General features: G+C 71.0%; 16 protein-coding genes and 1 pseudogene. 11 read left to right on the top strand and 6 right to left on the bottom strand.

Annotated elements, in window-relative coordinates; translation table 11 throughout:
* Positions 1 to 28: 28 nt before the first annotated feature.
* The 3 genes from ACFYY8_RS02280 to ACFYY8_RS02270 all read right to left on the bottom strand — a co-directional run bounded on the left by ACFYY8_RS02280 (position 29) and on the right by ACFYY8_RS02270 (position 5,553).
* Positions 29 to 2,011 (bottom strand): acyltransferase family protein, encoded by a 1,983-nt coding sequence (locus tag ACFYY8_RS02280; RefSeq protein ID WP_390036289.1) that lies wholly within the window; start codon positions 2,009 to 2,011, stop codon positions 29 to 31.
* Positions 2,012 to 2,265: 254 nt separating this feature from the next.
* Positions 2,266 to 3,969 (bottom strand): LCP family protein, encoded by a 1,704-nt coding sequence (locus tag ACFYY8_RS02275; RefSeq protein ID WP_390036287.1) that lies wholly within the window; start codon positions 3,967 to 3,969, stop codon positions 2,266 to 2,268.
* 153 nt (positions 3,970 to 4,122) lie between these two features.
* Positions 4,123 to 5,553 carry a phospholipid carrier-dependent glycosyltransferase gene (locus ACFYY8_RS02270; protein ID WP_390036285.1) on the bottom strand — a complete coding sequence of 477 codons (1,431 nt, stop codon included), beginning with the start codon at positions 5,551 to 5,553 and terminating at the stop codon, positions 4,123 to 4,125.
* A gap of 141 nt (positions 5,554 to 5,694) precedes the next feature.
* On the opposite strand from ACFYY8_RS02270, the gene ACFYY8_RS02265 reads away from it, so the two are divergent.
* The 10 genes from ACFYY8_RS02265 to ACFYY8_RS02220 all read left to right on the top strand — a co-directional run bounded on the left by ACFYY8_RS02265 (position 5,695) and on the right by ACFYY8_RS02220 (position 19,021).
* Complete coding sequence (locus ACFYY8_RS02265) at positions 5,695 to 7,842, top strand: hypothetical protein (RefSeq protein WP_390036284.1); 2,148 nt, start codon at positions 5,695 to 5,697, stop codon at positions 7,840 to 7,842.
* Between the two features lie 105 nt (positions 7,843 to 7,947).
* A complete protein-coding gene (locus ACFYY8_RS02260; RefSeq protein ID WP_390036282.1) occupies positions 7,948 to 8,925 on the top strand; it encodes a permease-like cell division protein FtsX in 978 nt (325 codons plus the stop codon).
* Positions 8,926 to 8,979: 54 nt separating this feature from the next.
* Positions 8,980 to 9,909 carry a glycosyltransferase family 2 protein gene (locus tag ACFYY8_RS02255; RefSeq protein ID WP_390036280.1) on the top strand — a complete coding sequence of 310 codons (930 nt, stop codon included), beginning with the start codon at positions 8,980 to 8,982 and terminating at the stop codon, positions 9,907 to 9,909.
* Entirely contained in the window at positions 9,910 to 10,986 is a 1,077-nt protein-coding gene (locus ACFYY8_RS02250; protein ID WP_390036278.1) for a glycosyltransferase family 4 protein, read from the top strand.
* A 59-nt stretch (positions 10,987 to 11,045) separates the two neighbouring features.
* Positions 11,046 to 11,912, top strand: a complete 867-nt coding sequence (locus ACFYY8_RS02245) for a class I SAM-dependent methyltransferase (RefSeq protein WP_390036276.1) — start codon at positions 11,046 to 11,048, stop codon at positions 11,910 to 11,912.
* Positions 11,913 to 11,930: 18 nt separating this feature from the next.
* Positions 11,931 to 12,857: a YbhN family protein gene (locus ACFYY8_RS02240; protein WP_390036274.1), complete on the top strand. Its 927-nt coding sequence runs from the start codon at positions 11,931 to 11,933 to the stop codon at positions 12,855 to 12,857.
* Positions 12,858 to 12,948: 91 nt separating this feature from the next.
* Positions 12,949 to 14,070 carry a glycosyltransferase family 4 protein gene (locus tag ACFYY8_RS02235; protein ID WP_390036272.1) on the top strand — a complete coding sequence of 374 codons (1,122 nt, stop codon included), beginning with the start codon at positions 12,949 to 12,951 and terminating at the stop codon, positions 14,068 to 14,070.
* 71 nt (positions 14,071 to 14,141) lie between these two features.
* On the top strand, positions 14,142 to 15,236 hold the full coding sequence (locus tag ACFYY8_RS02230; RefSeq protein ID WP_390036270.1) for a sugar phosphate nucleotidyltransferase: 1,095 nt from the start codon (positions 14,142 to 14,144) through the stop codon (positions 15,234 to 15,236).
* Between the two features lie 9 nt (positions 15,237 to 15,245).
* Positions 15,246 to 16,142, top strand: coding sequence for a DNA-3-methyladenine glycosylase family protein (locus ACFYY8_RS02225; RefSeq protein WP_390036268.1), 897 nt, complete (start codon positions 15,246 to 15,248; stop codon positions 16,140 to 16,142).
* A 284-nt stretch (positions 16,143 to 16,426) separates the two neighbouring features.
* The gene (locus tag ACFYY8_RS02220; RefSeq protein WP_390036266.1) at positions 16,427 to 19,021 is read left to right on the top strand and encodes a bifunctional FO biosynthesis protein CofGH; all 2,595 of its coding nucleotides are present in this window, start codon (positions 16,427 to 16,429) and stop codon (positions 19,019 to 19,021) included.
* A 36-nt stretch (positions 19,022 to 19,057) separates the two neighbouring features.
* Here ACFYY8_RS02220 and ACFYY8_RS02215 read toward each other — a convergent pair whose 3' ends face one another.
* Entirely contained in the window at positions 19,058 to 19,705 is a 648-nt protein-coding gene (locus ACFYY8_RS02215) for a TetR/AcrR family transcriptional regulator (protein WP_390036264.1), read from the bottom strand.
* A 168-nt stretch (positions 19,706 to 19,873) separates the two neighbouring features.
* Here ACFYY8_RS02215 and ACFYY8_RS02210 point away from each other — a divergent pair, with 168 nt between their 5' ends.
* Entirely contained in the window at positions 19,874 to 20,482 is a 609-nt protein-coding gene (locus ACFYY8_RS02210; RefSeq protein ID WP_390036262.1) for a DUF4386 domain-containing protein, read from the top strand.
* A gap of 35 nt (positions 20,483 to 20,517) precedes the next feature.
* Here ACFYY8_RS02210 and ACFYY8_RS02205 read toward each other — a convergent pair.
* Positions 20,518 to 20,604 (bottom strand): annotated as a pseudogene (locus ACFYY8_RS02205) (hypothetical protein); the annotation flags it as partial.
* 202 nt (positions 20,605 to 20,806) lie between these two features.
* On the bottom strand, positions 20,807 to 22,234 hold the full coding sequence (locus ACFYY8_RS02200) for a tetratricopeptide repeat protein (protein ID WP_390036260.1): 1,428 nt from the start codon (positions 22,232 to 22,234) through the stop codon (positions 20,807 to 20,809).
* Positions 22,235 to 22,338: the final 104 nt, after the last annotated feature.

Genomic DNA, 22,338 nt, shown 5'->3' with positions numbered 1-22,338 from the left:
TCCGTCCTCACCGGATGCGTTGAGTGAACTACCGGGGAATGGCGGCTGAACTCTCCTTCGAGGAGGGTCTGCGGTACAGCCAGACCAGGCGGGGTTCGAGCAGCCATTTGAAGAGCGTGCGGGTCTGCGGCAGGCTCAGGATGATCGCCAGCACGAGCGCGCTCGACGCGATCGCCAGCACGCCGAGCGGGCCGTACAGCCAGGGGAAGCTCAGCCACTTCTGGTCCTTGGCGATGAGCACGACGACGCCGTGCAGCAGGTAGGTGTAGAGCGTGCGGGTGCCCAGGTCGGAGAACCAGGTCTCGCGCCTCGGCACGAGCGCCAGCAGCGCGATCGAGAGCGCCAGGCCCGCCAGCAGCATGGCCGCGCGCACGCTCAGGCCCATCCACCAGCTGAGGTGCATGTACTTGAAGCTGTAGCGGTAGTAGACCGGGTCGAGGCCGACCCTGGGGGCGAGATAGATGGCCACCGCGACGCCTCCGGCGACGACGAACCCGGCGGCGATTCGCACCCAGAACGGCTTGAGCAGGTCGAAGTGCTCGGGCTTGAGCAGCAGGCCCAGCACGTAGAACGGCAGCAGGCCGAAGAAGCGGTCGAGGCTGAAGTCGCCGGATATCTCGGAGAAACCGGCCACCATGTATATGGTCACCGCGACCAGCAGCGGCTGGCGCATCCGCGTCCAGATGGGGGTGGAGATCCGCCAGAGCACCAGCGCGACGAGATACCAGTTCAGCCAGGCCGGGTCGATGATCGTCAGGGTCCACTTCTGGCCGAGCGCGTAGCGCAGCAGGGCGTAACCGATCTCGATGAACGCGTACGGCACCAGCATGGTGTCGACCAGCTTGTTGATCTTCGCGTTCGAGTTCCAGAAGTTACGTCCCAGATAGCCGCTGATCAGCACGAACGCCGGCATGTGGAACGTGTAGATGAACAGGTAGGCGGCCCGGGAGGAGTGCGCGGCCAGGGTCGGCACCAGCGAGTGCCCGATGACGACCATGACGATCAGGACGAACTTGACGTTGTCGAGGTACGGCTCGCGCTTCTTCTTCGCCGGGGGAGCGGGGGGCTCCTCCTCGGTGTAGGCCCGCTGCTCCCAATCCAGCGCCGCCGGACCCCCGACGGGTGGGCCGGGGGCGACGGCCGGGCCCGCGGCGTGCGCGCCGACGGGAACCGGCACCCTCTGCTGTTCGCCTACCTGGGCGTGTTCGTCCAGGTAGGCGGGGATCCTGGGCCGGGCGTTCAGGTGCGAGGCCGCCCGTGAGCCCCGGCGGCGCGGTGCGGTCCGCTCGGGGAGCTCGGCGGGAGCCGGTGCGGCGTATCCGGCGTGCTCGGCGGGCGCGGAGGGTTCCTGAGGCGGGACGGGGGAGGGGCCGGCCTGCTCCCAGGGGGAGACGGTCGCCTCTCCCCACGCGGAGGGCCGACGGTCGGCCTCCTGGGGCTCGGGCTGCTGCCGGGCGGAGTTCTCCCAGTAGGAGAAGGTCTCCGAGGAAGGCGGTTCGGCCGGGGCGCCCGAGGTCCACGCCCGTGCCTGGGCCGCGCCGAACTCCTGAGCCCACCGCGCGTCCCGATCCCGGGCCGCCGGCCTCTGGGGCAGAGGCTCCCGGGTCTCCGGCCTCTGGGACGAAGATTCCTGGGATGGAGGCCCCTGAGACGCGGGTTCCTGGGGTGCGGCGGTGTGCGGGGGGTCATGGGGGCTGGGGTAGGGACTGCGCGCCTGCCGTGCGGCGGACGGCGCCGCGCCCGCCCCGGAGGCCTCGGCACCCCCGAACGCGGAGGACCCCTCCCAGTACGGCGTGTTCGCCCCCTCGCCGGATGCGTTCTCCGGCTCCCGGTAGGCGGGGTAGCCCCACGCGGTGACCTCGCCCGCCCCCTCCGTGAGGTCCGGAGCCGGAGGCTGGGGCCACGGCGCCGCCCTTCCGTCCTGTCCGCCGGTTCGCCCGCCGCCTCCGGCGCCACTGGCGCCGTCGTCCCATGGGTCCGGTACCGGGGAAGAGGGTCGGGTGTCGCTCACGAGGAAAACGCTCAGCTATCTGTCGGAGACGGGGAAGCGGACCGGCGAGATCGCCCGGGACACGGACGGATGACAGAGTCGCCCACCGGTCGGACCACCATAAACGCTCTTGGACGCCCTGTCGCACGAGCTCGCCGCGTTTCACGGGGTTTCGTGACCGTCGGGGCGGCCCGGAGCTGGGAGAACGGCCCCGTTCCCGGAGGAACGGGGCACGGGGCGGCGCCAGAGGGCACCGGCGGTACCGGGGACGGGGCTCAGAGACAGGGGTTGGTGTTGGCGTCGACCACGTCGCCCTTGATGCTGTCCGGGATCTTGATGGGGGCGGCGACACCCTGCCAGTCGGAGCCGATGACCAGCTGGATCACCGGCCCCTGGCCGTCCGTCGCGGTGGCCGGGGCGCTCGCCGTCGGCGTCGCGGTGGGCGCGGTCGAGGGCGTTCCCGTCTCCGAGGCCGTGGGGACGTACGGCTCGCTGCCGCCCGGCTTGAGCTTGCCGCCCTCCGGCTTGACCTTCTCCTTGTTGAGGAGCTTGGCGGCCACCGGGGCGGCGTAGTCGGCGCCGTCCTGGGCGTTCTTGGCGTACAGGATGCGTGTCTTCGGCTGGTCGGCGCCGCTGGGCAGTCGCGCGTTGCCGACCTCGGTCACCGTGAAGCCCTGGGCGGCCAGCGCGTCGGCCACCTCCTGCGCCCTGCCGGCGACGCTGGTGCCGTTGAGCACCTGGACCCTGACCTGGGAGGGCTTGATCGCGGGTTTGGCGGGGGCCGAGGTCTGGCCGGGGCTGGCCGAGGGCTTCGGCGTGGCGGTCGGCTGCACCTCGATGTCGCTGCGGATCGCGGCGAAGAGCTGGTCGGCCTTCGGCTGGGCCCACTCGACCCGGCCGGGATCGGGCGCGTACGGCTTCCAGGGGACGGTGACGGACTTCAGGCCCTTGGCGTTGAGGGAGGCCGCGCTCTGCGCGATCTCCAGGAGCCGTCCGGTGGTGAGGTTGCGGTCCATCGTCACCGAGGAGGTCGCGGCCTCAAGGAAGGCGGTCAGCTTGGGCAGGCTGGTCAGCAGGTCCGAGCTGGTCGCCTTCTTCATCACCTGGGTGAGGAAGACCTGCTGGCGCTTGATGCGGCTGATGTCGCTGCCGTCGCCGAGCGTGTAGCGGGCACGGACGTACGCCAGGGCGGTCTCGCCCTTGACGGTGTGCTTGCCCTTCTTCAGTTCGAGCTTGGCCTTCTTGTCCGTGACGTCCTTGGGCAGGCAGATCTCGATGCCGCCGAGGGCGTCGATGATGCCCTTGAACCCGGAGAAGTCGACCTTGACGAAGTGGTTGATGTGGATGTTCGTCAGCGTCTCGATCGTCTTCCACGTGCAGGCGATGCCGCCGTCGTTGAAGGTCGCGTTGATCTGCCGGAGACCGGCGGGGATGACCGCCTTGGTCTTGGGGTTCTGGCACTCGGGCGCCTGGACCATCGAGTCGCGGGGGAAGCTGATCAGCGTCGCCTTGTCGCGGTTCGGGGAGATGTGCAGAAGGATGATCGTGTCGGTCCGCTCACCCGTTCCCTGCAGGTGCTGGCCGTACTTCTTGTTGCCCGCGCCGTCGCGGCTGTCGGAGCCGACGACGAGGACGTTGAGCGCGCCCGTCTCCGGCGGGCGGTCGGCGCCCAGCTTGCTCTCGACGTCCTCACGGGTGATGTTGCCCTCGATGTCCCGGTAGAACTTGTATCCGGTGAGGGTGCCGACCACCATGACGCCGGTCAGCGCGACGCTGACCCAGGCGCCGACGCCGAGCTTGGCGGCCTTGCCGCCCGACCCTCTCGACCGGCCGCCGCCGTTCCTCCTGGGAGGTTCCTGGTAAAGAGGGGAGATCTCCTCAGGCGTCACGCCGTTCCCGGCCGCGCGCCTGGACGCCCTGCGCCCAAGGGCCGGCTGGGTGGTGTGATCGCTCATGGCGACGTGCCGCTGGTCGCTCATGCGATCTCCTTGCTCGGCGGCGACACCCGCTGTCTCGGCTCGCTCATAGCGCCCAAAGAGTAGGTCACGAAGTCGGCGTGGGGAGTCGTGATGGTACGAACTCAGCCATGATCGCCCCCGGGGACTGCGCGATGATCCGGCCGCCCAGCATACTCAAATACGGACATTTCTTGGAATGTTACTGAAAGAAGGTTTACTCGCGGCGAAAGCCGCAGCAAGGCAGGCCAGTGGTATGGCGGGCAGCACGTAGCGGTAGTCGAACTCCGCCACCGCGGCGGGCATGACCAGCAACGTCACCGCCGTCGCCCAGGGCAGCGCCCACACCGCCGGGACGGATCCGGCCCGCCGTGTCCCCGGCCTGGCCCGCCGTACTCCCGCGACGACCGGCGGGACGAGCAGGATCACCAGCAGCGCGGCGCCGGGCAGCGCGACGACGCCCTGGTAGGCCCGCATCCAGCCCGCGTACGGCTCGACGACCTCGGTCTCGATCGGCCCCCGCTCGTAGAGCCGGGCGAAGGAGGCGCCGACCAGGGCCGGGTAACGCCCTGGTGGCTCGGGTGTCGCGGCCGGGAAGAGGTAGTGGTCGTAGATCTCCTGGTCGGGGTAGACGGGCCGGTCCGGCGTGAAGGAGCGGCCGAGCTCCGTCAGGACCGAGCCCAGGTAGTCCAGCGGCTGACTGCGGATGGCCAGCGAGGCGAACTCCCCGGCCAGCGCGTCGGTCTCCCGGGTGAAGGTGATGCCGGGCAGCCTGACCAGCGGGGAGTCCTGGCCCCAGAGATACTCCTGCGAGGGGGGCCGCGACGCGGGCGGCCGGGGGTCGCACAGGACGGCCAGCTCCGCCGACGGCCTCATCACCGCGCAGTCGGCGAACGTCATCGTCTTGGCGTAGAGGAAGGCGCCGTTCGCGCCGACCAGGCCGATCCTGCCGGTGGTCGCGTGGAACCAGACGCCGTAACCCAGGATCGGCAGCGCCGCCGCGGCCAGCGTCACCGCCGCGACCGCGACCCGGCCCCGCTCCCGGTAGAGCAGCCACGCGCCCAGGAGCGCGACCAGCGGCAGCCCGACCGTCCTGGTCAGCGTCGCCGCCGCGACCAGCAGGCCGATCGCGCACGCCCCGGCCATCCGCCCCCGCTGACTCCCCGGCTCCCGTACGGCCAGGCAGACGGCGGCCACCACGAGCGTGGTGAACAGCGTGTCGGAGACCAGCAGGTGCTCCAGCTCGATCTGGTAGGCGTCCAGCAGGACGGGGACGCAGGCGAGCGTCGCGGCCCAGGCGGGGGCGCGCAGCCGTCTGGCGGTGAGGTAGACCATCACGCCCGTCAGGAGCCCCAGCAGGTGCTGGACGCCCGCGACGAGGGCGAAGCTGTGCAGGGGCTCGAACAGCCGCAGGAACATCGAGTAGCCCGCCGGGCGCACCAGGTCGGGCCTGGGCCGCATCGCGGTGACCACGTAGGTGTAGGAGTCGGGGAACCACAGCGCGGGCCGGTAGCCGAGCATGGCGAGCGCCCGCAGGACGACCCCGAGACCGAGCACCACCAGGAACCACCGCTGCCTCAGCGGTTCCAGCGCGGCCCACTCCGGCACCGGGAAAGGCCCCCTGCGCCCCCGCACCCACCCGACCACTGCCGCCCCCTTCGCATGCTGCGCGTACGCTACCGGCTCGGCCCGCCGGTCGCGCGCCCCCATCGCCGTCACGCGGCGGGGCCGCTACGCTCGGGGCCAGCCATGAGGATCGGCCCGTGGGACAGCGCGCGCGGACCCACGGCGGGCAGGGTGCTCGCCGTGCTCTCGGCCGTGCCCGCGCTCGTCCTGGCGGGCTGGCTGCTGGCCGGGTTCGCGCTGCTCATGCTGGGCTGGTTCAGGCCGGTCGCCGCGCTGCCGCTCGGCCTGCTGGTCGCGGCGCTGCTGTGCCGGTACGGCCTGCGCCGCCTGCCGGAGACGGTCGAGGCGACCGCCGGGCAGACGGCCGCGGTCGTCGCCGTCGCGGCCGGTTCCGCGATCTTCAACGCCGTGTTCGGCAGCGAGCAGCTCATCGTCCGCCGCGACCCGGCGACCTACGCGCAGTACGCCGTCTGGCTGGCCGAGCACGGCTCGCTGCCGATCCCGTACCAGGAGGCGGCCTTCGGCGGGGCCGACCCGGCGCTGGTCTTCGGCAGCATGGGCTTCTACGACTTCGGCGGCGTGGTCGTGCCGCAGTTCATGCCGGGGCCGCCGATGATCCAGGCGCTCGGCCACTGGCTGGGCGGGCTGGGCGGCCTGCTGCTGGTCCCCCCGCTGCTCGGCGCCATGGCGGTGCTGGTCGTCGCCGGGCTCGTCGCCAGGTTCGTCGGCGCCCGCTGGGCGCCGCTGGCGGCCCTGGTGTTCGCGGTCAGCCTGCCGATCCTCTACACCTCGCGCACCACCTTCAGTGAGATCCCGTCCCTGATCATGCTCTTCGGCGGGCTCGTCCTGCTCCACGACGCCCGGGCCAGGCTGCGCTCGGGTGTCATGGGGCTCGGCTACCTGCCGCCGGTCCCCTCGGGGGAGCGGCCGGGGCTGGTCCGCGCGGCCCAGGCCTACGGCGCCGTCGCGGGCGCCGACCTGGCGGGCCTGGTGTTCGGGCTGGCCGTGCTGGTCAGGATCGACGGCCTGCGGGACATCCTGCCCGTGCTCGCCTACGCCGGACTGTTGATCGCCATGCGCAGGGTCGGCGGCCGTCAGGAGGGACGGCTCGGCCTGCCGCTGCTGTGCGGGCTGGCCGTGGGCACCGGGGTCGGCCTGGCCGCCGCCTACTTCCTGTCCCGGCCGTACCTGACCTACCTGGGAGCCTCGGTCAGGCCGCTGCTGGCCATCTGCGGGGCGGTCCTGGCCCTCACCCTGGCCGCGGCGGCCCTGGCCCCGGTGCTCGCCCCCCCGCTGCGGCGGGCCGTACGGCTGCGCGGGCTTCCCGAGATCGCCGCGGGCCTGGTGGTGCTGGTCGTGGCGATCTTCGTGGCCCGGCCCTGGCTGCAGACCGTGACCCGCATCCCGGTGACCGCCGACGACGCGCTGAACGCCGCGTTCATCCAGCGAACCCAGGCGGACAACGGTCTGGCGGCCGACCCGACCCGGCTCTACTACGAGGAGTCGCTCTACTGGGTGATCTGGTACCTCGGCGTTCCCGCCGTCGCCCTGGCCACCATGGCCGCCGCCCTGCTGACGCGCAGGCTGGTCAGGCGACGCGGGTTCGGCTGGCTGCTGCCGCTGGCCGTGATCGGCTGGACCACGGTCGCCACGCTGATACTGCCCTCCATCACCCCCGACCACCCGTGGGCCTCCCGGCGCCTGGTGCCCGTCGTCATCCCCGGTCTGGTGCTGCTGGCGGTCTGGGGGCTGCGCTGGGTCAGGGACAAGGCCCGCAGGCTCGGGTACGGCAGGCCCGTGCAACGCGGGCTGGTCGTCGCGGGCGTGCTGCTGCTGCTCGTGCCGCCCGTGATCACCTCGGCGGGCATCGCCTTCACCCCGGTCGAGCGCGGTGAGCGCGCCGCGGTCGAGGCGATGTGCGCGGCCCTGCCCGCCAACGCCTCCGTGCTGATCGTCGAACGGGTCACCGGTGACCGGCTCACCCAGGTCGTCAGGGGCACCTGCGGCGTGCCGACCGCCAAGGTCTTCTACCGGCAGGGCGCGGACATCCCCATCCCCTCCGACGTCAACCGCCTGGTCGGCCGCATCCGTACGGCGGGCCGGGTGCCCGTCCTGCTCGCGGTCAGGGCCGACCAGCTCGCCCCGTACGGCGATCCGGTCCAGGTGATGAAGCTGCGGGCCCGCCAGGACGAGCGCTCCCTCGTCGACCCGCCGAACGGCACCTGGTCGATGGCCGTGGACGTCTGGATGACCGTCCCGCCCGCCTCCTGAGGGCCCGTAGGTAACGGTTTCACCCGCCGGGGACCACCTCGTCGAGCGGTGATCGAATCCGTGATATCCATTCATGGCTGTTGTGAAGGACATCTGGTTATCGCGGTGGGTGACGTATTGGACACGATTGTTCCCGGGAGCGGCTCCGGTGGCTCGCGGAGACGGGCACGGGCCCGCCGCGCCGTACTGAGCGGGGTCGCGGCCATGGCCGTACTGCCGGTGCTCCCGCCGACGGCCGCGCAGGCGGTGCCGTCTCCCAAGGCGCCGTCCCCCGGAGCGCCGGCCGCCAAGGCGTCGGCTCCCCAGGCCGAGTCCCCGCGGGAACGGTCCCCCAAGGCCGGGACTCCCAAGGCCCCGTCCCTCAAGACGTCGTCCTCCGCGGCCGGGCAGAAGTTCTCCCCGCCGCCCGCCGGTCCCTGGCCGAAGGGCGGGACGTTCTCCGTCTTCCTGTGCTGGGACGACGCCCCGTGGGAGAACTGCCACGGAAAGGCCGTGACCTCCGAGCAGCGGCGCGAGCTCGGGGAGAGGCTGCGGGCGATGCCCCAGGTGAAGGACGTACGGTTCGTCTCCCGCCAGGAGGCCCTGGCGGACTACCGCAGGGCCTACGCCGGGGACGAGGTCATGCTCTCCGTCCTCAAGGCGGGGGACCTGCCGGAGTCGTTCGTCGGGACACTCCGCGACCGGGCCGACATCGCCCCCTTCCCCGCCGCGCTCAACCGGGTTCCCGGCGTCGCCAACGCCGGTGCCTTCGGCCACCCCTTCTGGCGGTACAAGGCCGACGCCTACCTCACGCTGTGCGGGGCGGACGACTGCGCGGGACGCGGTCGGGCCACCTCCCGGGAGAGGAAGGCCGTCGAGGCGAGGCTGGCGGGCATGGAGGAGGTCGAGCACGTCTACGTCGAGGACGCCGCCCACGCCCGGCGTGTCCTGTCCTTCATGTGGGCCGGGCGCATGCCCGACTCCACGGCCGTGTCCGAGGGATACTTCGTAAAGCTCGCCGACCCGGCGGACGCCCGGTCATTCGTCACGACGATGGAGGAACTGCCGGGCGTCGGCGGCGCCGGCGTCGTGGAGACCGGCTGAGCCGGACGGCGAAGTGCACTCGCCTCCCAGCCGGGCAGAGTATCCTCGCCCGTCGTGAGCACGCCCGAGACGCCGAAGAGTGGAACCGCCGTGGACGCAACACCGTACGTCACAATCGTCCTGCCCTGTTACAACGAGCAGAACCACGTCATCGACGAGGTCGAGCGCATCTGCCGGGCGATGGACGACAGCGGTTACACCTACGAGCTCGTGGCCGTCGACGACTTCTCGACCGACGCGACCCTGGCCAGGCTGCACGAGGCCGCGCCGCGCTTCCCCAACATGCGGGTGCGGGCCTTCCACCGCAACGGCGGCTCGGGCACCGTGCGCAGGATCGGCACGCAGGAGGCCAGGGGCGAGATCGTCGTGTGGACCGACGCGGACATGACCTACCCGAACGAGCGCATCCCCGAGCTGGTGGCGATCCTGGACAAGGACGCGGCGATCGACCAGGTCGTGGGCGCGCGGACCACCGAGGAGGGCTCGCACAAGTTCCTGCGGGTGCCCGCCAAGTGGTTCATCCGCAAGGTGGCCGAGCGGCTCGCCGGGCAGAGGATCCCAGACCTGAACAGCGGGCTGCGGGCCTTCCGCAAGTCGGTGGCCAAGCCGTACCTGCGGCTGCTGCCTCCCGGCTTCTCCTGCGTCACCACGATCACGCTGTCGTTCCTGTCGAACCAGCACGACGTCTACTATCTGCCGATCGAGTACAGCAAGCGGGCGGGCACGTCGAAGTTCAGCTTCGTCTCCGACGCCTACCGCTACATCCTGCAGGTGCTGCGGATGGTCATGTACTTCAACCCGCTCAAGGTCCTCATGCCGCCCGCCCTTTGGCTGGTCGGCATCGGCCTGGTCAAGGGCGTGGTCGACATGATCCGCTACGGGTTCTACCTGACCAGCAACACCATCGTCATCTTCCTGTCCGGCCTGCTCATCGGCTCGCTCGCGCTGCTGGCCGACCTCATCGTGCGCTCCAGGAGCGAGTAGATGCGCGTCGCGATCGTCGGGCCCGCCCACCCCTACAAGGGCGGCGGGGTCGCGCACACCACGGAGCTGGCCCACCGTCTGCGGGCGGCCGGGCACGACGTGCTGATCGAGTCGTGGCGGGCGCAGTACCCCTCCTTCCTCTACCCGGGCACCCAGACCGTGGACACTCCCGACGGCGCCCCCTTCCCCAACGTCCTGCGCGACCTCGACTGGCGCCGCCCCGACGGCTGGGTGCGCGCGGGGCGCCGTCTGGCGGAGGCCGACCTGGTGATCCTCGTCGTGCTCAGCCCGGTGCAGGTGCCCGCCTACCTGGGCGTTCTGTACGGCCTGCGGCGCCGTACCCGGGTCGTCGCGCTGTGCCACAACGTGCTGCCCCACGAGCGCAAGCCGTACGACGTGCCGCTGATGCGGGCGCTGCTGCGCAGGGTCGACGGGGTGCTGGCCCACTCGCGGGCGCAGGGAGACCTGGCCGGAGGGCTGACGCCCGCCCCGGTGACGGTGGCCGAGATGGCGCCGCACCTGCCCGCCGCCCTGCGCGGACGTCCTCGGGAGGCGGGTTCCGGTACCACCGGCCGGCTGCTGTTCTTCGGCCTGGTCCGTCCGTACAAGGGGCTCGACGTGCTGATCAGGGCGCTGCCCGAAGGGGTCTCGCTGCGCGTCGCCGGAGAGTTCTGGGGGGGTCTCGACGAGACGAAGGCGCTGGTCGCGCAGCTCGGGCTGACCGGCCGGGTCGAACTGCGACCGGGTTACGTGGCCGACACCGAGGTGCCGGAGCTGTTCGCCGACGTGGACGCGCTGGTCCTGCCCTACCGCGGCGGTACGGCCAGCCAGCAGGTGTGGCTCGGCCACGAACAGGGCGTGCCGGTGATCGCCAGCCGGGTGGGGACGCTCGGCGACCACGTGACCGACGGCGTGGACGGCCTGCTGGTCGAGCCGGGTTCGGTGGAGTCCCTGCGGGCCGCGCTTGAGGCCTTCTACCAGCCGGGCGAGCCGCAACGGCTGCGGTCCGGGGTCAAGCCGGTCGACCCCGACCCCTACTGGGACGCCTACCTGGCGGCTCTGGTCGGTGACCGGTAAGGGGCACGGCACGCCGGTACGCTTGGGCCGCGCGCCCCGGCGGGCAGGGGCGGGCCGTGATGGCGACGAGGAACGGTGAACGGGCGATGAGCGGCGAGCGGGTTGCGCAGCTGGAGTACTCCGAGTTCCAGGCGGCCATGCTGGACGAGGAGAAACGCCGCCGCAAGGCCGCGAAGATCGTGGCGGTGCTCGGCCACTTCCTCGGCAGGAGGGAGCGGGTCCTCGAAGGGCTGACGGTCGCCGACATCGGCTGCTCGGCCGGGTTCATCGCCGACGAACTGGCGGCGGCGGGCGCTCGGCGGACGTTCGGCGTGGACATCGACGTGCCGGGCCTGCGTAAGGCCTCGGCGCGTTTCGGCGAGCGGGTCAGCTTCGTCTGCGCCGACGGTACGGCGCTGCCCTTCCCCGACGACTCCGTCGACGTGCTGGTCTTCAACCACATCTACGAGCACGTGGTGGACCCCGACGCGATCATGGCGGAGATGCGCCGGGTGCTGGCCCCCGACGGCGTGCTCTACCTGGGTCTGGGCAACCGGCTGGGGGTGATGGAGCCGCACTACAAGCTGCCGTTCCTGTCCTACCTGCCGCCCGCGCTCGCCGACCGCTACGTGCGCCTGTCCGGGCGGGCCGACAGCTACTACGAGCGCTACCGGACCCGCAGGGGGCTGCGCCGGATGGTCAGGGGACTGCGGGTGTGGGACTACACCTTCCCGGTGCTGGCCACCCCGGCGGAGTTCGCCGGGTCCGAGCTGTTCCCCGGCGCGGTCGGCCGGGCCGCGGAGGGCGTCCTGTCCCGGCTGCCCCGGCCGGTGCTCGGCGCGCTGCTGCCGGTCGTGCCGACCTACCTGTGGGTGGCCACCAAGGGGAGGCGCCGTCCCGCGGGGGCCTCCCTGCCGCAGCCGCCGGAGCCGGTGCTCCCCCTGTGAGATTGGAACCGTGAGAGCGTGAAACGCCTGGTCCGGATCGCGTTCCTGGTCGTCGCGCTCGGCTTCGGCGCGTGGGCGGTCACCCGGCAGTGGGACGACATCCGCGCCGGGTTCGCCCGGCTCTCCTGGCCCGGCCTGGTCCTGTCGCTGCTGGCCGTCATCGCCGCGCTGGGCGGCGGGATGATGACGTGGCGGGCGCTGCTGGCCGACCTCGGCTCGCCGCTGCCGTTCCGCCCCGCCGCGAAGGTCTTCTTCGTCGGCCAGCTCGGCAAGTACATCCCCGGCTCGCTGTGGCCGGTCCTGGCCCAGATGGAGATGGGCAGGGAACTCGGCGTGCCCAGGTCGCGCAGCGCGGCGGCGTTCTTCCTGACGATGCCGGTGCAGCTGGGCAGCGGGCTGGTGATCTCGGGGGTGACGCTGCTGGCCGCCATGCCGGGTTCCGCGGCGCCGTACGCCTGGGTGTTCCTGCTGATCCCGGTGCTCGCGGTGGCCTTCGAACCCCGGGTGGTCAACGCGGTCCTCGGGTTCGGGCTGCGGAAGCTGGGGCGTGAGCCGCTCGAACGCCCGCTCACCCGCAGGGGCATGCTCACCGCGCTCGGCTGGGCGCTGCTCGGCTGGACCGCCTACGGCCTGCATCTGGCCGCCGTCGTCCGTGACTTCGGCCCCTCCGGGCTTTCCGCGATCGTCTTCTCCATCGGGGCGTTCGCGCTCTCCTGGTGCCTGGGCATCATGACGTTCGTGGTCCCGGCGGGGGCGGGGGTGCGCGAGGTGGCCATGGTCGCGGTGCTGGCGCCGGTGCTGAGCCAGGGACAGGCGATCACGGTGGCGCTCTGCTCCAGAATCGTGATCATTGTCGGTGACCTTGTTTGCGCCGGTGCGGCCGGGATCGCCGCCCGTCGTGACGTCGGTCCCACGCACGATCAAACAACGGGAAAACCCGTGTGATATACCCCACGTTTTCGAAGACGCTCGCAATAGAGTGAAGGGGAAATGGGAGAAGGAGCCCGCGCTGACCCTTGAGGGGGAGTGATCGTTCTTGACGCCCCGAGTGCTCGTCGACGCGGCCGCGGTTCCGGCTGACCGTGGTGCTCTGATCAGATATGTCGACGGACTTCTCGCCGCGCTTGACCGGGCGGGAGCCGACCTGGCGATCGTGTGCCAACGCGCCGACGCCGAACGTTACGCCGGGCTCGCCCCCTCGGCCAGGATCGTTCCAGGCCCGCTCGGCATCGCCAACCGGGCCGCCAGGATCGCCTGGGAGCAGACCGGGCTGCCGGTCGTCGCCCAGCAGGTGGGCGCCCAGGTGATCCACGCCCCCTACTACTCGATGCCGCTGCGTTCCGGGCTGCCCGCCGTGGTGACCGTGCACGACGTCACGTGGTTCACCGAGACCTCCCAGCACGACACGGTCAGGGCATCCTTCTTCCGCTCGGCGACCCGCACCGCCGTACGGCACGCCGCGCGGGTCGTCGTCCCCTCGAAGGCGACGAGGGACGAGCTGGTCAGGGTGCTGACCGCCGACCCGACGAGGATCGACGTGGCCTATCACGGGGTCGATCCCCGGCTGTTCCACCGGCCCTCCGAGCGGGAGCTGGCGCACGCGGCCGACCGGCTCGGGCTGCACGGCACGCCGTACGTTGCCTTTCTCGGCCCGATGGAGCCGCGCAAGAACCTGCCGAACCTGATCAGGGGGTTCGCCAGGGCGGTGCGCGAACTGCCCTCGCCGCCCGCGCTGGTGCTGGCGGGCGGGGTCCACGAGGCCGACGTGGACGCCGCGATCGACGAGGTGCCCTCGGATGTCAGGGTCGTCCGTCCCGGCTTCCTGGCCTTCTCCGACCTGTCCGGTTTCCTCGGCGGCGCGCTGGTGGCGGCCTTCCCCTCCCGGGGGGAGGGCTTCGGGCTTCCCGTGCTTGAGGCCATGGCCTGCGGCGCACCGGTGCTGACCACGCACCGGACCTCGCTGCCCGAGGTCGGCGGGGACGCGGTCGCCTACACCGAGCCCGACGAGGCCAGCATCGCCGACGCGCTGCGTTCGCTGCTGACCTCGGAGGAGCGCCGCGCGGCGCTTTCCGAGGCGGGGCACTCCAGGGCGAAGGAGTTCACCTGGGACGCCTCGGCTGAGGCCCATCTGTTGTCCTATCAGCGTGCGCTCGATTAGCGAAAGAATCGATCTTCCATCGGTTAATGGGCTATTCAGCACGCTGTTGAACGGTGAGCTAATCTCGCGGGATGATGGAGACCTCTTTGTCGGATCTTGAGGCGATTCTTCTTGTCGGAGGACAAGGAACGCGACTGCGTCCGCTTACCCTGGGCACCCCGAAGCCGCTGCTGCCCACGGCGGGGGTCCCCTTCCTGGCGCACCAGCTGGCGCGGGCCCGTTCGTTCGGGGTACGGCGCATCGTGTTCGCCACCTCCTACCGGGCCGAGATGTTCTCCGAGGCGTTCGGGGACGGCTCGGCATTCGGGCTCTCGCTGGAGTACATGACGGAGGAGACGCCGCTGGGCACCGGCGGCGCCATCAGGAACGCCGCCGACGCGCTGACCTGCGGTCCGGACGCCCCGGTGCTGGTGCTCAACGGTGACGTCCTGTCCGGCCACGACATCGGCGACCAGGTCGCCAGGCACATCGCCAGACAGGCCGCGGTGACGTTGCACCTGACCGAGGTCGAGGACCCCTCGCGGTTCGGCTGCGTGCCGACCGACGGGGACGGCCGGGTGACCGCGTTCCTGGAGAAGACACCGAACCCGGTCACCAACCGGATCAACGCGGGCTGCTACGTCTTCACCCGCTCGGTGATCGACACCATCCCGGCGGGCGAGGTCGTCTCCGTCGAACGGGAGACCTTCCCCGGCCTCATCGAGGACGGCGCCCTGGTGCTCGGCTACGCCGACGCCTCCTACTGGCTGGACGTCGGCACCCCCGCCGCGTTCGTCCAGGGCTCCCGCGACCTGGTCCTGGGCCGTCTGGCCTCCCCGGCCCTGCCCGGACCGACCGGCGACCTGCTGGCGCTGCCCGGCGCCGTGGTCGACGCGGGGGCGAAGGTGGACGGCGGTTCCGTCGTCGGCGCCCGCGCGGTCGTCGAGGCGGGGGCGCAGGTCTCCGGCAGCGTGCTCGGTGACGACTGCGTGATCCGCGCCGGGGCGTCGGTGACCGACTCGGTCGTGGGCATCGGGGCCAGGGTCGAGCCGGGCGCGGTCCTACGGGACGTGGTCGTCGGTGACGGTGCCGTCGTCGGGCCGGGCAACGAGCTGCTCGCGGGCAGCCGGGTCTGGCCGGGTGTCGTGCTGCCCGAGTGCGCCATCCGTTTCTCCAGCGACCACTGACCTTCTCCCTTGGCGGAAAGACGCTGGCGGCCGGACCGGCCGCTCGATCTCAGGGCGACTCTGCGTCCGCTGCGGCACGGTCCCGGGGACCCCGCCTGGCGGCACACCCCCGACGGGGCGTTCTGGCGCACCTGCGCCACGCCCGACGGACCGGGCACGCTGCGGGTCGCCGTCGCCGACGGCCGCGTCACCGGTGCGGCGTGGGGTCCCGGAGCCGGATGGCTGCTGGAGACGCTGCCCGCGTTGCTCGGCGAGGACGACGACGTTTCGGGCTTCGTCCCGGAGCACGAGGTGGTACGGCGCGCCGCGAAACGGCACGAGGGGCTCAGGATCGGACGGACCTTCCGGGTCTTCGAGTCCCTGGTGCCCGCCGTACTGGAGCAGAAGGTGGTCAGTGAGGAGGGCTGGCGGGCGTGGCGGTGGCTGCTGTACCGCTACGGTGAGCCGGCTCCGGGGCCCGCGCCCGAGGGGATGCGGGTCTTTCCCGGACCTGAGGTGTGCCGGTCGATCCCCTCGTGGGACTGGCACCGGGCGGGGGCCGAGGCCGTACGGGCCAGGACGATCGTGAACGCCGCCCGGTACGCCGCGAGGCTGGAGGAGGCGGGGGACAGCGCCGCCACCGATCTGCTGCTGCGGGCGCTGCCGGGGATCGGGGTGTGGACGTCGGCCGAGGTGCGTCAGCGCTCACACGGCGACGCGGACGCGCTCTCCGTCGGCGACTATCACCTGTCGTCGCTGGTCGGCTGGGCGCTGACCGGGCAGCGGACCGACGACGCGGGGATGCTGCGGCTGCTCGCCCCCTACCTGGGGCATCGTCACCGGGTCAGCAGGTTGCTGAGGTCGGACGGCGAACGCCCGCCCGCACGGGGGCCGAGGGCGCGGGTGCGGGACTACCGATCCTTCTGACGGGGAGCCTTCTCCTGGACGTGGCGGGGTCGTCGTCGCGCCAGTCGCGGCCGTCACGGGTGTCGGTGCCGATCAGCGGGGCCAGCGCGGACACGGCGAGCAGGGCGAGGAGGAACCAGAACATCGTGAACTCCTGTGGAGCGGTTTCCGGGGGTGCTCCCAATATATGCAGGTGCAATAATTTACGTCTATCGAGATTTACTTGAGGGTCCACTTAAGCAGTGCTGAAGTCGGAGCCGTACCCCGCACCCGATCCGTCCGGAGCAGGGTCGTAATGTGCCGTCATGAGCGACAACCCCACCGACAGCGCGATGCGTAGGGCGCTGGCCCGCGCCCGTGACGGCAAAGCTCTTGATCTCACCGAAGCCACCGTCCTCCTGCACGCCAGGGACGGTCATCTCGACACCCTGCTCGAACACGCGGGCCGAGTCAGGGACGCGGGTCTCGAAGCCGTCGGACGGCAGGGAACCATCACCTACAGCCGCAAGGTCTTCATACCGCTGACCCGCCTGTGTCGTGACCGCTGTGGGTACTGCACGTTCGCGACCGCTCCGCACAAGCTGGAGAGCGTGTTCCTGAGCCCCGACGAGGTGCTGGAGATCGCCAGGCAGGGCGCGGCCATGGGGTGCAAGGAGGCGTTGTTCACCCTCGGTGACCGTCCCGAGGACCGCTGGCACCAGGCTCGCGAGTGGCTGGACGCGCACGGCTACGACGACACACTCTCCTACGTCCGCGCGATGGCCATCCGGGTCCTTGAGGAGACCGGCCTGCTGCCGCACCTCAACCCGGGCGTCATGACCTGGCGTGACCTGCAACGCCTCAAACCGGTCGCGCCGTCGATGGGCATGATGCTGGAGACGACCTCACGGCGCCTGTTCGAGGTCAAGGGCATGCCGCACCACGGCTCTCCCGACAAGGACCCCGCCGTACGGCTGCGCGTCCTTGAGGACGCGGGCCGCAGCAACGTGCCCTTCACCACCGGCATCCTCATCGGCATCGGCGAGACCGTCGAGGACAGGGCCGAGTCGCTGTTCGCGCTGCGCAGGGTGGCCCGCGAGTACGGCGGTCTCCAGGAGACCATCATCCAGAACTTCCGCGCCAAGCCGGACACCGCGATGCGCGGCATGCCCGACGCCGACCTGCAGGAACTGGCCGCCACGATCGCGGTCTCCCGGCTGGTTCTCGGCCCCCGGATGCGGGTGCAGGCCCCGCCGAACCTGGTCGACGCCGAGTACGACCTGATGATCAGGGCTGGGATCGACGACTGGGGTGGCGTCTCGCCGCTGACCCCCGACCACGTCAACCCGGAACGGCCGTGGCCGCAGATCGACGAACTCGCCGCCCGTACCGCCGCCTCCGGCTTCACGCTGCGTGAGCGGCTGACGATCTACCCCGAGTACGTGCTCGCGGGTGAGCCCTGGCTCGACCCCCGCCTTCACGCGCACGTGGCGGCACTCGCCGACCCGGGGACGGGGCTGGCGCGTGAGGACGCCGTCCTCGTCGGCCGCCCCTGGCAGGAGCCCGACGGCGGCTTCGTCTCGGCGGGCCGTACCGACCTGCACACCGCGGTGGACACCGAGGGGCGAACCGGTGACCGTCGCGAGGACTTCGACAACGTCTACGGTGACTGGGACGCGCTCAGGGAACGGCTGCCCGTGGCCGCCGCTCCCTCCGCGCTGGTCGGGGAGGTCGGCCGGGCCCTGCGCAAGGCCGCGGAGAACCCGGCCTCGCTGACCGAGGAGGAGGCCGTCGCCCTGCTCGACGTGGCGGGCGACCAGAACGGGGCGGGAGCCGACGACGCGGCCCTCGACGAGCTGTGCCGGATCGCCGACGACCTGCGCAGGCAGGCGGTCGGCGACGACGTGACCTTCGTGGTCAACCGCAACATCAACTTCACCAACGTCTGCTACACCGGCTGCCGCTTCTGCGCGTTCGCGCAGCGCCGTACCGACGCCGACGCCTACACCCTCAGCCTGGAACAGGTCGCGGACCGGGCCTGGGAGGGCTGGCAGGCCGGGGCGACCGAGGTGTGCATGCAGGGCGGCATCCATCCGGACATGCCGGGCGACGCCTACTTCGACATCGCCAGGGCGGTCAAGGCGAGGGTGCCGGGAATGCACGTCCACGCCTTCTCCCCGATGGAGGTCATCAACGGTGCGAGCCGTACGAACCTGTCCATCGAGGACTGGCTCGTCGCGGCCAGGGAGGCCGGGGTCGACTCGCTGCCCGGCACCGCCGCCGAGATCCTCGACGACGACGTGCGCTGGGTGTTGACCAAGGGCAAACTGCCGGCCAGGGAGTGGATCGAGGTCATCTCGACCGCGCACAAGGTCGGCATCCCGACGACCTCGACGATGATGTACGGCCACGTGGACACCCACGCCCACTGGGTACGGCACATCCGGCTGATCCGTCGGATGCAGGAGGAGACGGGCGGCTTCTCGGAGTTCGTACTGCTGCCGTTCGTGCATCACAGCGCGCCCATCTATCTGGCCGGGATCGCCAGGCCGGGACCGACGGCGCGGGAGAACCGCGCCGTGCACGCGCTGTCCAGGATCCTGCTGCACGGCGCGATCGACAACATCCAGTGCTCATGGGTCAAACTCCGTGACGACCTGTGCCGTCAGGTGCTCCAGGGCGGCGTCAACGACCTGGGCGGCACGTTGATGGAGGAGACGATCAGCCGGATGGCGGGCTCGGAGAACGGCTCGTTCAAGACGATCACCGAGATCGGGGAGATGGTGGCCCCGACCGGGCGGCGGATCCGCCAGCGGACCACGGAGTACGGCACGCCGGACGCGGAGCGGCTGGCCGCCTCGGCCGCCAGCGACGGCGTCTGCCGCAGTGTCCGGGGCCTGCTGCCCCTCGAACAGGTCTGAGCAGTCGGGTGGGGCCGTGCTCGGTCCCACCCGGCGTCACCCTCCTTCGTGAAGGCGCTTCCGCGTGAGGCCGTCGAGGATCAGGTCGAGCCCGAAGCCGAACTCGTCGCCGAAGTCGTAGCCGGGCAGGAGGACGTGGTGGGTCGCCATCTCGACGAGGTGGGGATATCCCTCGGCGAAGGCCTGCTGTGCCATCGGCTCGACGATCTCGGTCACGCCCTGCGGGCCGTCGAAGGGCAGAGACGCCTCCTGGAGGGCGAAGCCGTACACGTAGCTGTCGAGCAGCGCGTAGGCGTGGGCGGCCATCCGCACCGAGAAACCCGCCCCGCGCAGGATGCCGAGGACCGCGTCGTGGTGCCGCAGGGTCGCGGGGCCGGGGGTGGTCCGCGACTCCAGGAGCCCGAGAGCCCAGGGGTGGCGCCGCAGCACGAGACGGGCGGAGGACGCCCGTCGCCGGATCTCCTCGCGCCAGTCGCCGTCGGCCGACGGTAGCTCGATCTCCTGGAAGACGAGGTCGACGATGCCGTCGAGGATCTCCTCCTTGCCCGCGACGTGGTGGTAGACCGACATCGGCTTGACGCCGAGCTCCTGGGCGAGTGAGCGGATCGTCAGCGACCCGATTCCCCCCGCGTCGGCGACCGCGAGGGCGCCGCGCAACACCCGTTCACGGCTGAGCTGAGCCATCGCGCCCTCCGGACGATTGTCGTTTCGTACTTAGTACGTTACCGTGACCGTACTTAGTACGAGCGCACTCCGGGCCTGGCCGAGGACGGGCCCGGTGACGTCCGGGTCCGGTGAAGCCCGGCCCGGTGAAAGAGGGAAGAGATGTCAGCGAGAGCAACGGGACGAGCCGTGGGCGCTCTTTTTCTGCTCGCGTTCGTCGTGTACATCCCCGGCAACGCCCTGACCGGTGCCGCCGCCGACCAGACGCGGACGTCGGCGGGAGCACTGTTGATGCTGGTCAACTCCGTCGCCGTCGCCGGCATCGGAGTGCTGATGTTCCCCGTCCTGAAACGCCGCCACGAACTCTCCGCCCACGCCTACCTGGTCTCCCGGGTCGTCGAGGCGGTGATGCTGGCCGTGGGGATCGTCTTCCTGCTTCTGCTGGTCCCCCTCGCGCGGGACGCCTCCATCTCACCGTCATTGGCCGATGTCCTCCGGCAGGGGAACCTTTACGCCTACCAGATCGCCATGGTCTCCCTGGGCCTCGGCGGTCTGCTGTTCTGCCGTGTTCTGTTCCGGGCGAGACTCGTGCCCGGATTCATGGCGGTGTGGGGAGCGGTGGGTTACGCCGTTTTCGCGGTGGGTGCGATTCTCGAAATCCTCGGGTACGGCGTCGGCATGGCCCTTTCGGTCCCCGGCGGCCTTTTCGAGGTCGGCCTGGGAGTGCTGCTGGCGGCGAAGGGGTTTCCCGCCGAGTCCGAGGAGGAGGCCCAGGCTCTACCGGTGGTTCCGGGGTGATCGGTGAGACGGCCGCAGTGTCCGGCGTCCACCGGCATGTGGAACCACGTCCCGTTCAGGACGTCGAGCAGTTCCCCGGCGATACCGTTCTTGCCGGAACCGGACGTGCCGTTGAGCGGAATGACCGTGCCGCAGGCCCCGGTTCCGGGAACGGAGGTGTGACCACCTTGCTCTCGGTGGCTTCGGCTCGATCGTCATAAACGAGGCAAGAGGCGCCGGGGCGGCCGCGGAGCATCGTGACGCCGCCCTGCTCCATGCGGCATATGGAGTCGCCGATTCCCGGCCATGGAGCCCTTGTCCGTCGCGACGCCCCGGCCTCGTGCCCTAGTCGATCGGCCGGCTCCACCACGAGGTCTTCGAACGGTCGGCGTCCCGGGCGTTCCTGAGGCTCTCCTGAACCGTTCGCGTGACCGGGTGGTCGCCGCCCAGTACTTCCCTGAGATCTGGCAGCAACCGCTCGTACAGGGCGATGGCCTCCTCCGTTCGTCCCGCCGCCCGGTACGCGGAGGCGAGGTCGCTGCGGCTGTTCAGGGTGTCGGGGTGGTCGTCGCCGAGTGTCCGCCGCCGGTCGGCCAGCACCCGTTCGTACAAGGGGACGGCCCGCTCCACCCGCCCTGTCGCCTGGTAGGCGCGGGCGAGGTCGCTGCGGCTGTTCAGGGTGTCGGGGTGGTCGTCGCCGAGCGTCCGCCGCCGGTCGGCCAGCACTCCCTCGAACAGGGGGACGGCCCACTCCGGCCGCCCTGTCTCCTCGTAGGTGAAGGCGAGATCGCTGCGCGTTGTCAGGGTGTCGGGATGGTCGTTGCCCTGCGTTCGCCGCCGGCCTGCCAACGCCCGCTTGAGCAGGGGGATGGCTCGTCCCTTCTGCCCTGTCGCGTGGTAGGCGTGGGCGAGGTTGTTGCGCGCTGTCAGGGTGTTGGGGTGGTCGTCGCCGAGCGTCCGCTGCCAGTCGGCCAGGGCCTGCTCGAACAGGAGGACGGCCTGCTCCGCCCGCCCGGTCCCCAGGTGGACGAAGGCGAGACTGCTGCGCGCTTTCAGGGTGTCGGGGTGATCGATGCCCCGTGTTCGTTCGAGCTCGGCCAATGTCCGCTCGAGCAGGGGGGCGGCTCGTTCCGTCCGCCCTGCCGCCTGGTAGCTGAGGGCGAGGTTGCCGCGCGCTGTCAGGGTGTCGGGGTGGTCGTCGCCCAGGGTTCGTTCGTTGTCGGCCAGTGCGCGTTCGAAGAGGGGGACGGCTCGTTGCGGCTGCCCTGTCGCCTGGTAGGCGCGGGCGAGATTGATGCGGCTGAGCAGAGTGCGCGGGTCGTCGTCGTCAAGTGTTCGTCGCCGTTCGGCCAGTACCTGTTCGTACAGGGGAACGGCCTGCTCCGCCCGTTTGGAGTCCAGATAGACGGTCGCGAGGTTGTTGCGTACCGTCAGGGTGTTGGGGTGATTGTCGCCGAGTGTTCGCTGCCAGTCGGCCAGTACCCGTTCGTACAGGGGGATGGCCTGCTCTGTCCGTCCGGTCAGCTGGTAGGCGTGGGCGAGGTTGTTGCGGCTGACCAGGACGCCGGGGTGGTCGTCGTCGAGTGTTCGCCGTCGGTCGGCCAGCGTCCGCCCAAGCAGGGAGACGGCCTCTTCCCTCCGCCCGGCTTCCAGGTAGGCGATGCCGAGGTCGTTGCGGACTTCGAGGGTTTGGGGATGTTCCTGTCCCAGTAACCGTTCGTTGTCGGCCAGCTTCAGTTCGAGCAGGGTGACGGCCGACTCCGGCGCGTTCACGATTGCCCGGCCGTCGTGTCGGCGTCGGCCAGGAAGCGCGTTGTCGGCCGCACCGCTCCCGGCGGCACGACCGAGGCCGCGGAAAGCCGGCCCGCGCGCGACGA

The sequence above is a fragment of the Streptosporangium sp. NPDC001559 genome, from assembly GCF_042893955.1.
In the GTDB taxonomy this organism is placed as follows: domain Bacteria; phylum Actinomycetota; class Actinomycetes; order Streptosporangiales; family Streptosporangiaceae; genus Streptosporangium.
The sequence above is the reverse complement of the archived record's forward strand: the minus strand, read 5'-3'. Positions and strand labels throughout refer to the sequence as shown.

What these genes read in the sequence shown, in the direction of transcription:
- ACFYY8_RS02215 (WP_390036264.1), bottom strand. Translation starts at nt 19,705, where the DNA reads ATGGCTCAGCTCAGCCGTGAACGGGTGTTGCGCGGCGCCCTCGCGGTC.
- ACFYY8_RS02250 (WP_390036278.1), top strand. Translation starts at nt 9,910, where the DNA reads ATGCGCGTCGCGATCGTCGGGCCCGCCCACCCCTACAAGGGCGGCGGG.
- ACFYY8_RS02265 (WP_390036284.1), top strand. Translation starts at nt 5,695, where the DNA reads ATGAGGATCGGCCCGTGGGACAGCGCGCGCGGACCCACGGCGGGCAGG.
- ACFYY8_RS02220 (WP_390036266.1), top strand. Translation starts at nt 16,427, where the DNA reads ATGAGCGACAACCCCACCGACAGCGCGATGCGTAGGGCGCTGGCCCGC.
- ACFYY8_RS02230 (WP_390036270.1), top strand. Translation starts at nt 14,142, where the DNA reads ATGATGGAGACCTCTTTGTCGGATCTTGAGGCGATTCTTCTTGTCGGA.
- ACFYY8_RS02245 (WP_390036276.1), top strand. Translation starts at nt 11,046, where the DNA reads ATGGCGACGAGGAACGGTGAACGGGCGATGAGCGGCGAGCGGGTTGCG.
- ACFYY8_RS02275 (WP_390036287.1), bottom strand. Translation starts at nt 3,969, where the DNA reads ATGAGCGACCAGCGGCACGTCGCCATGAGCGATCACACCACCCAGCCG.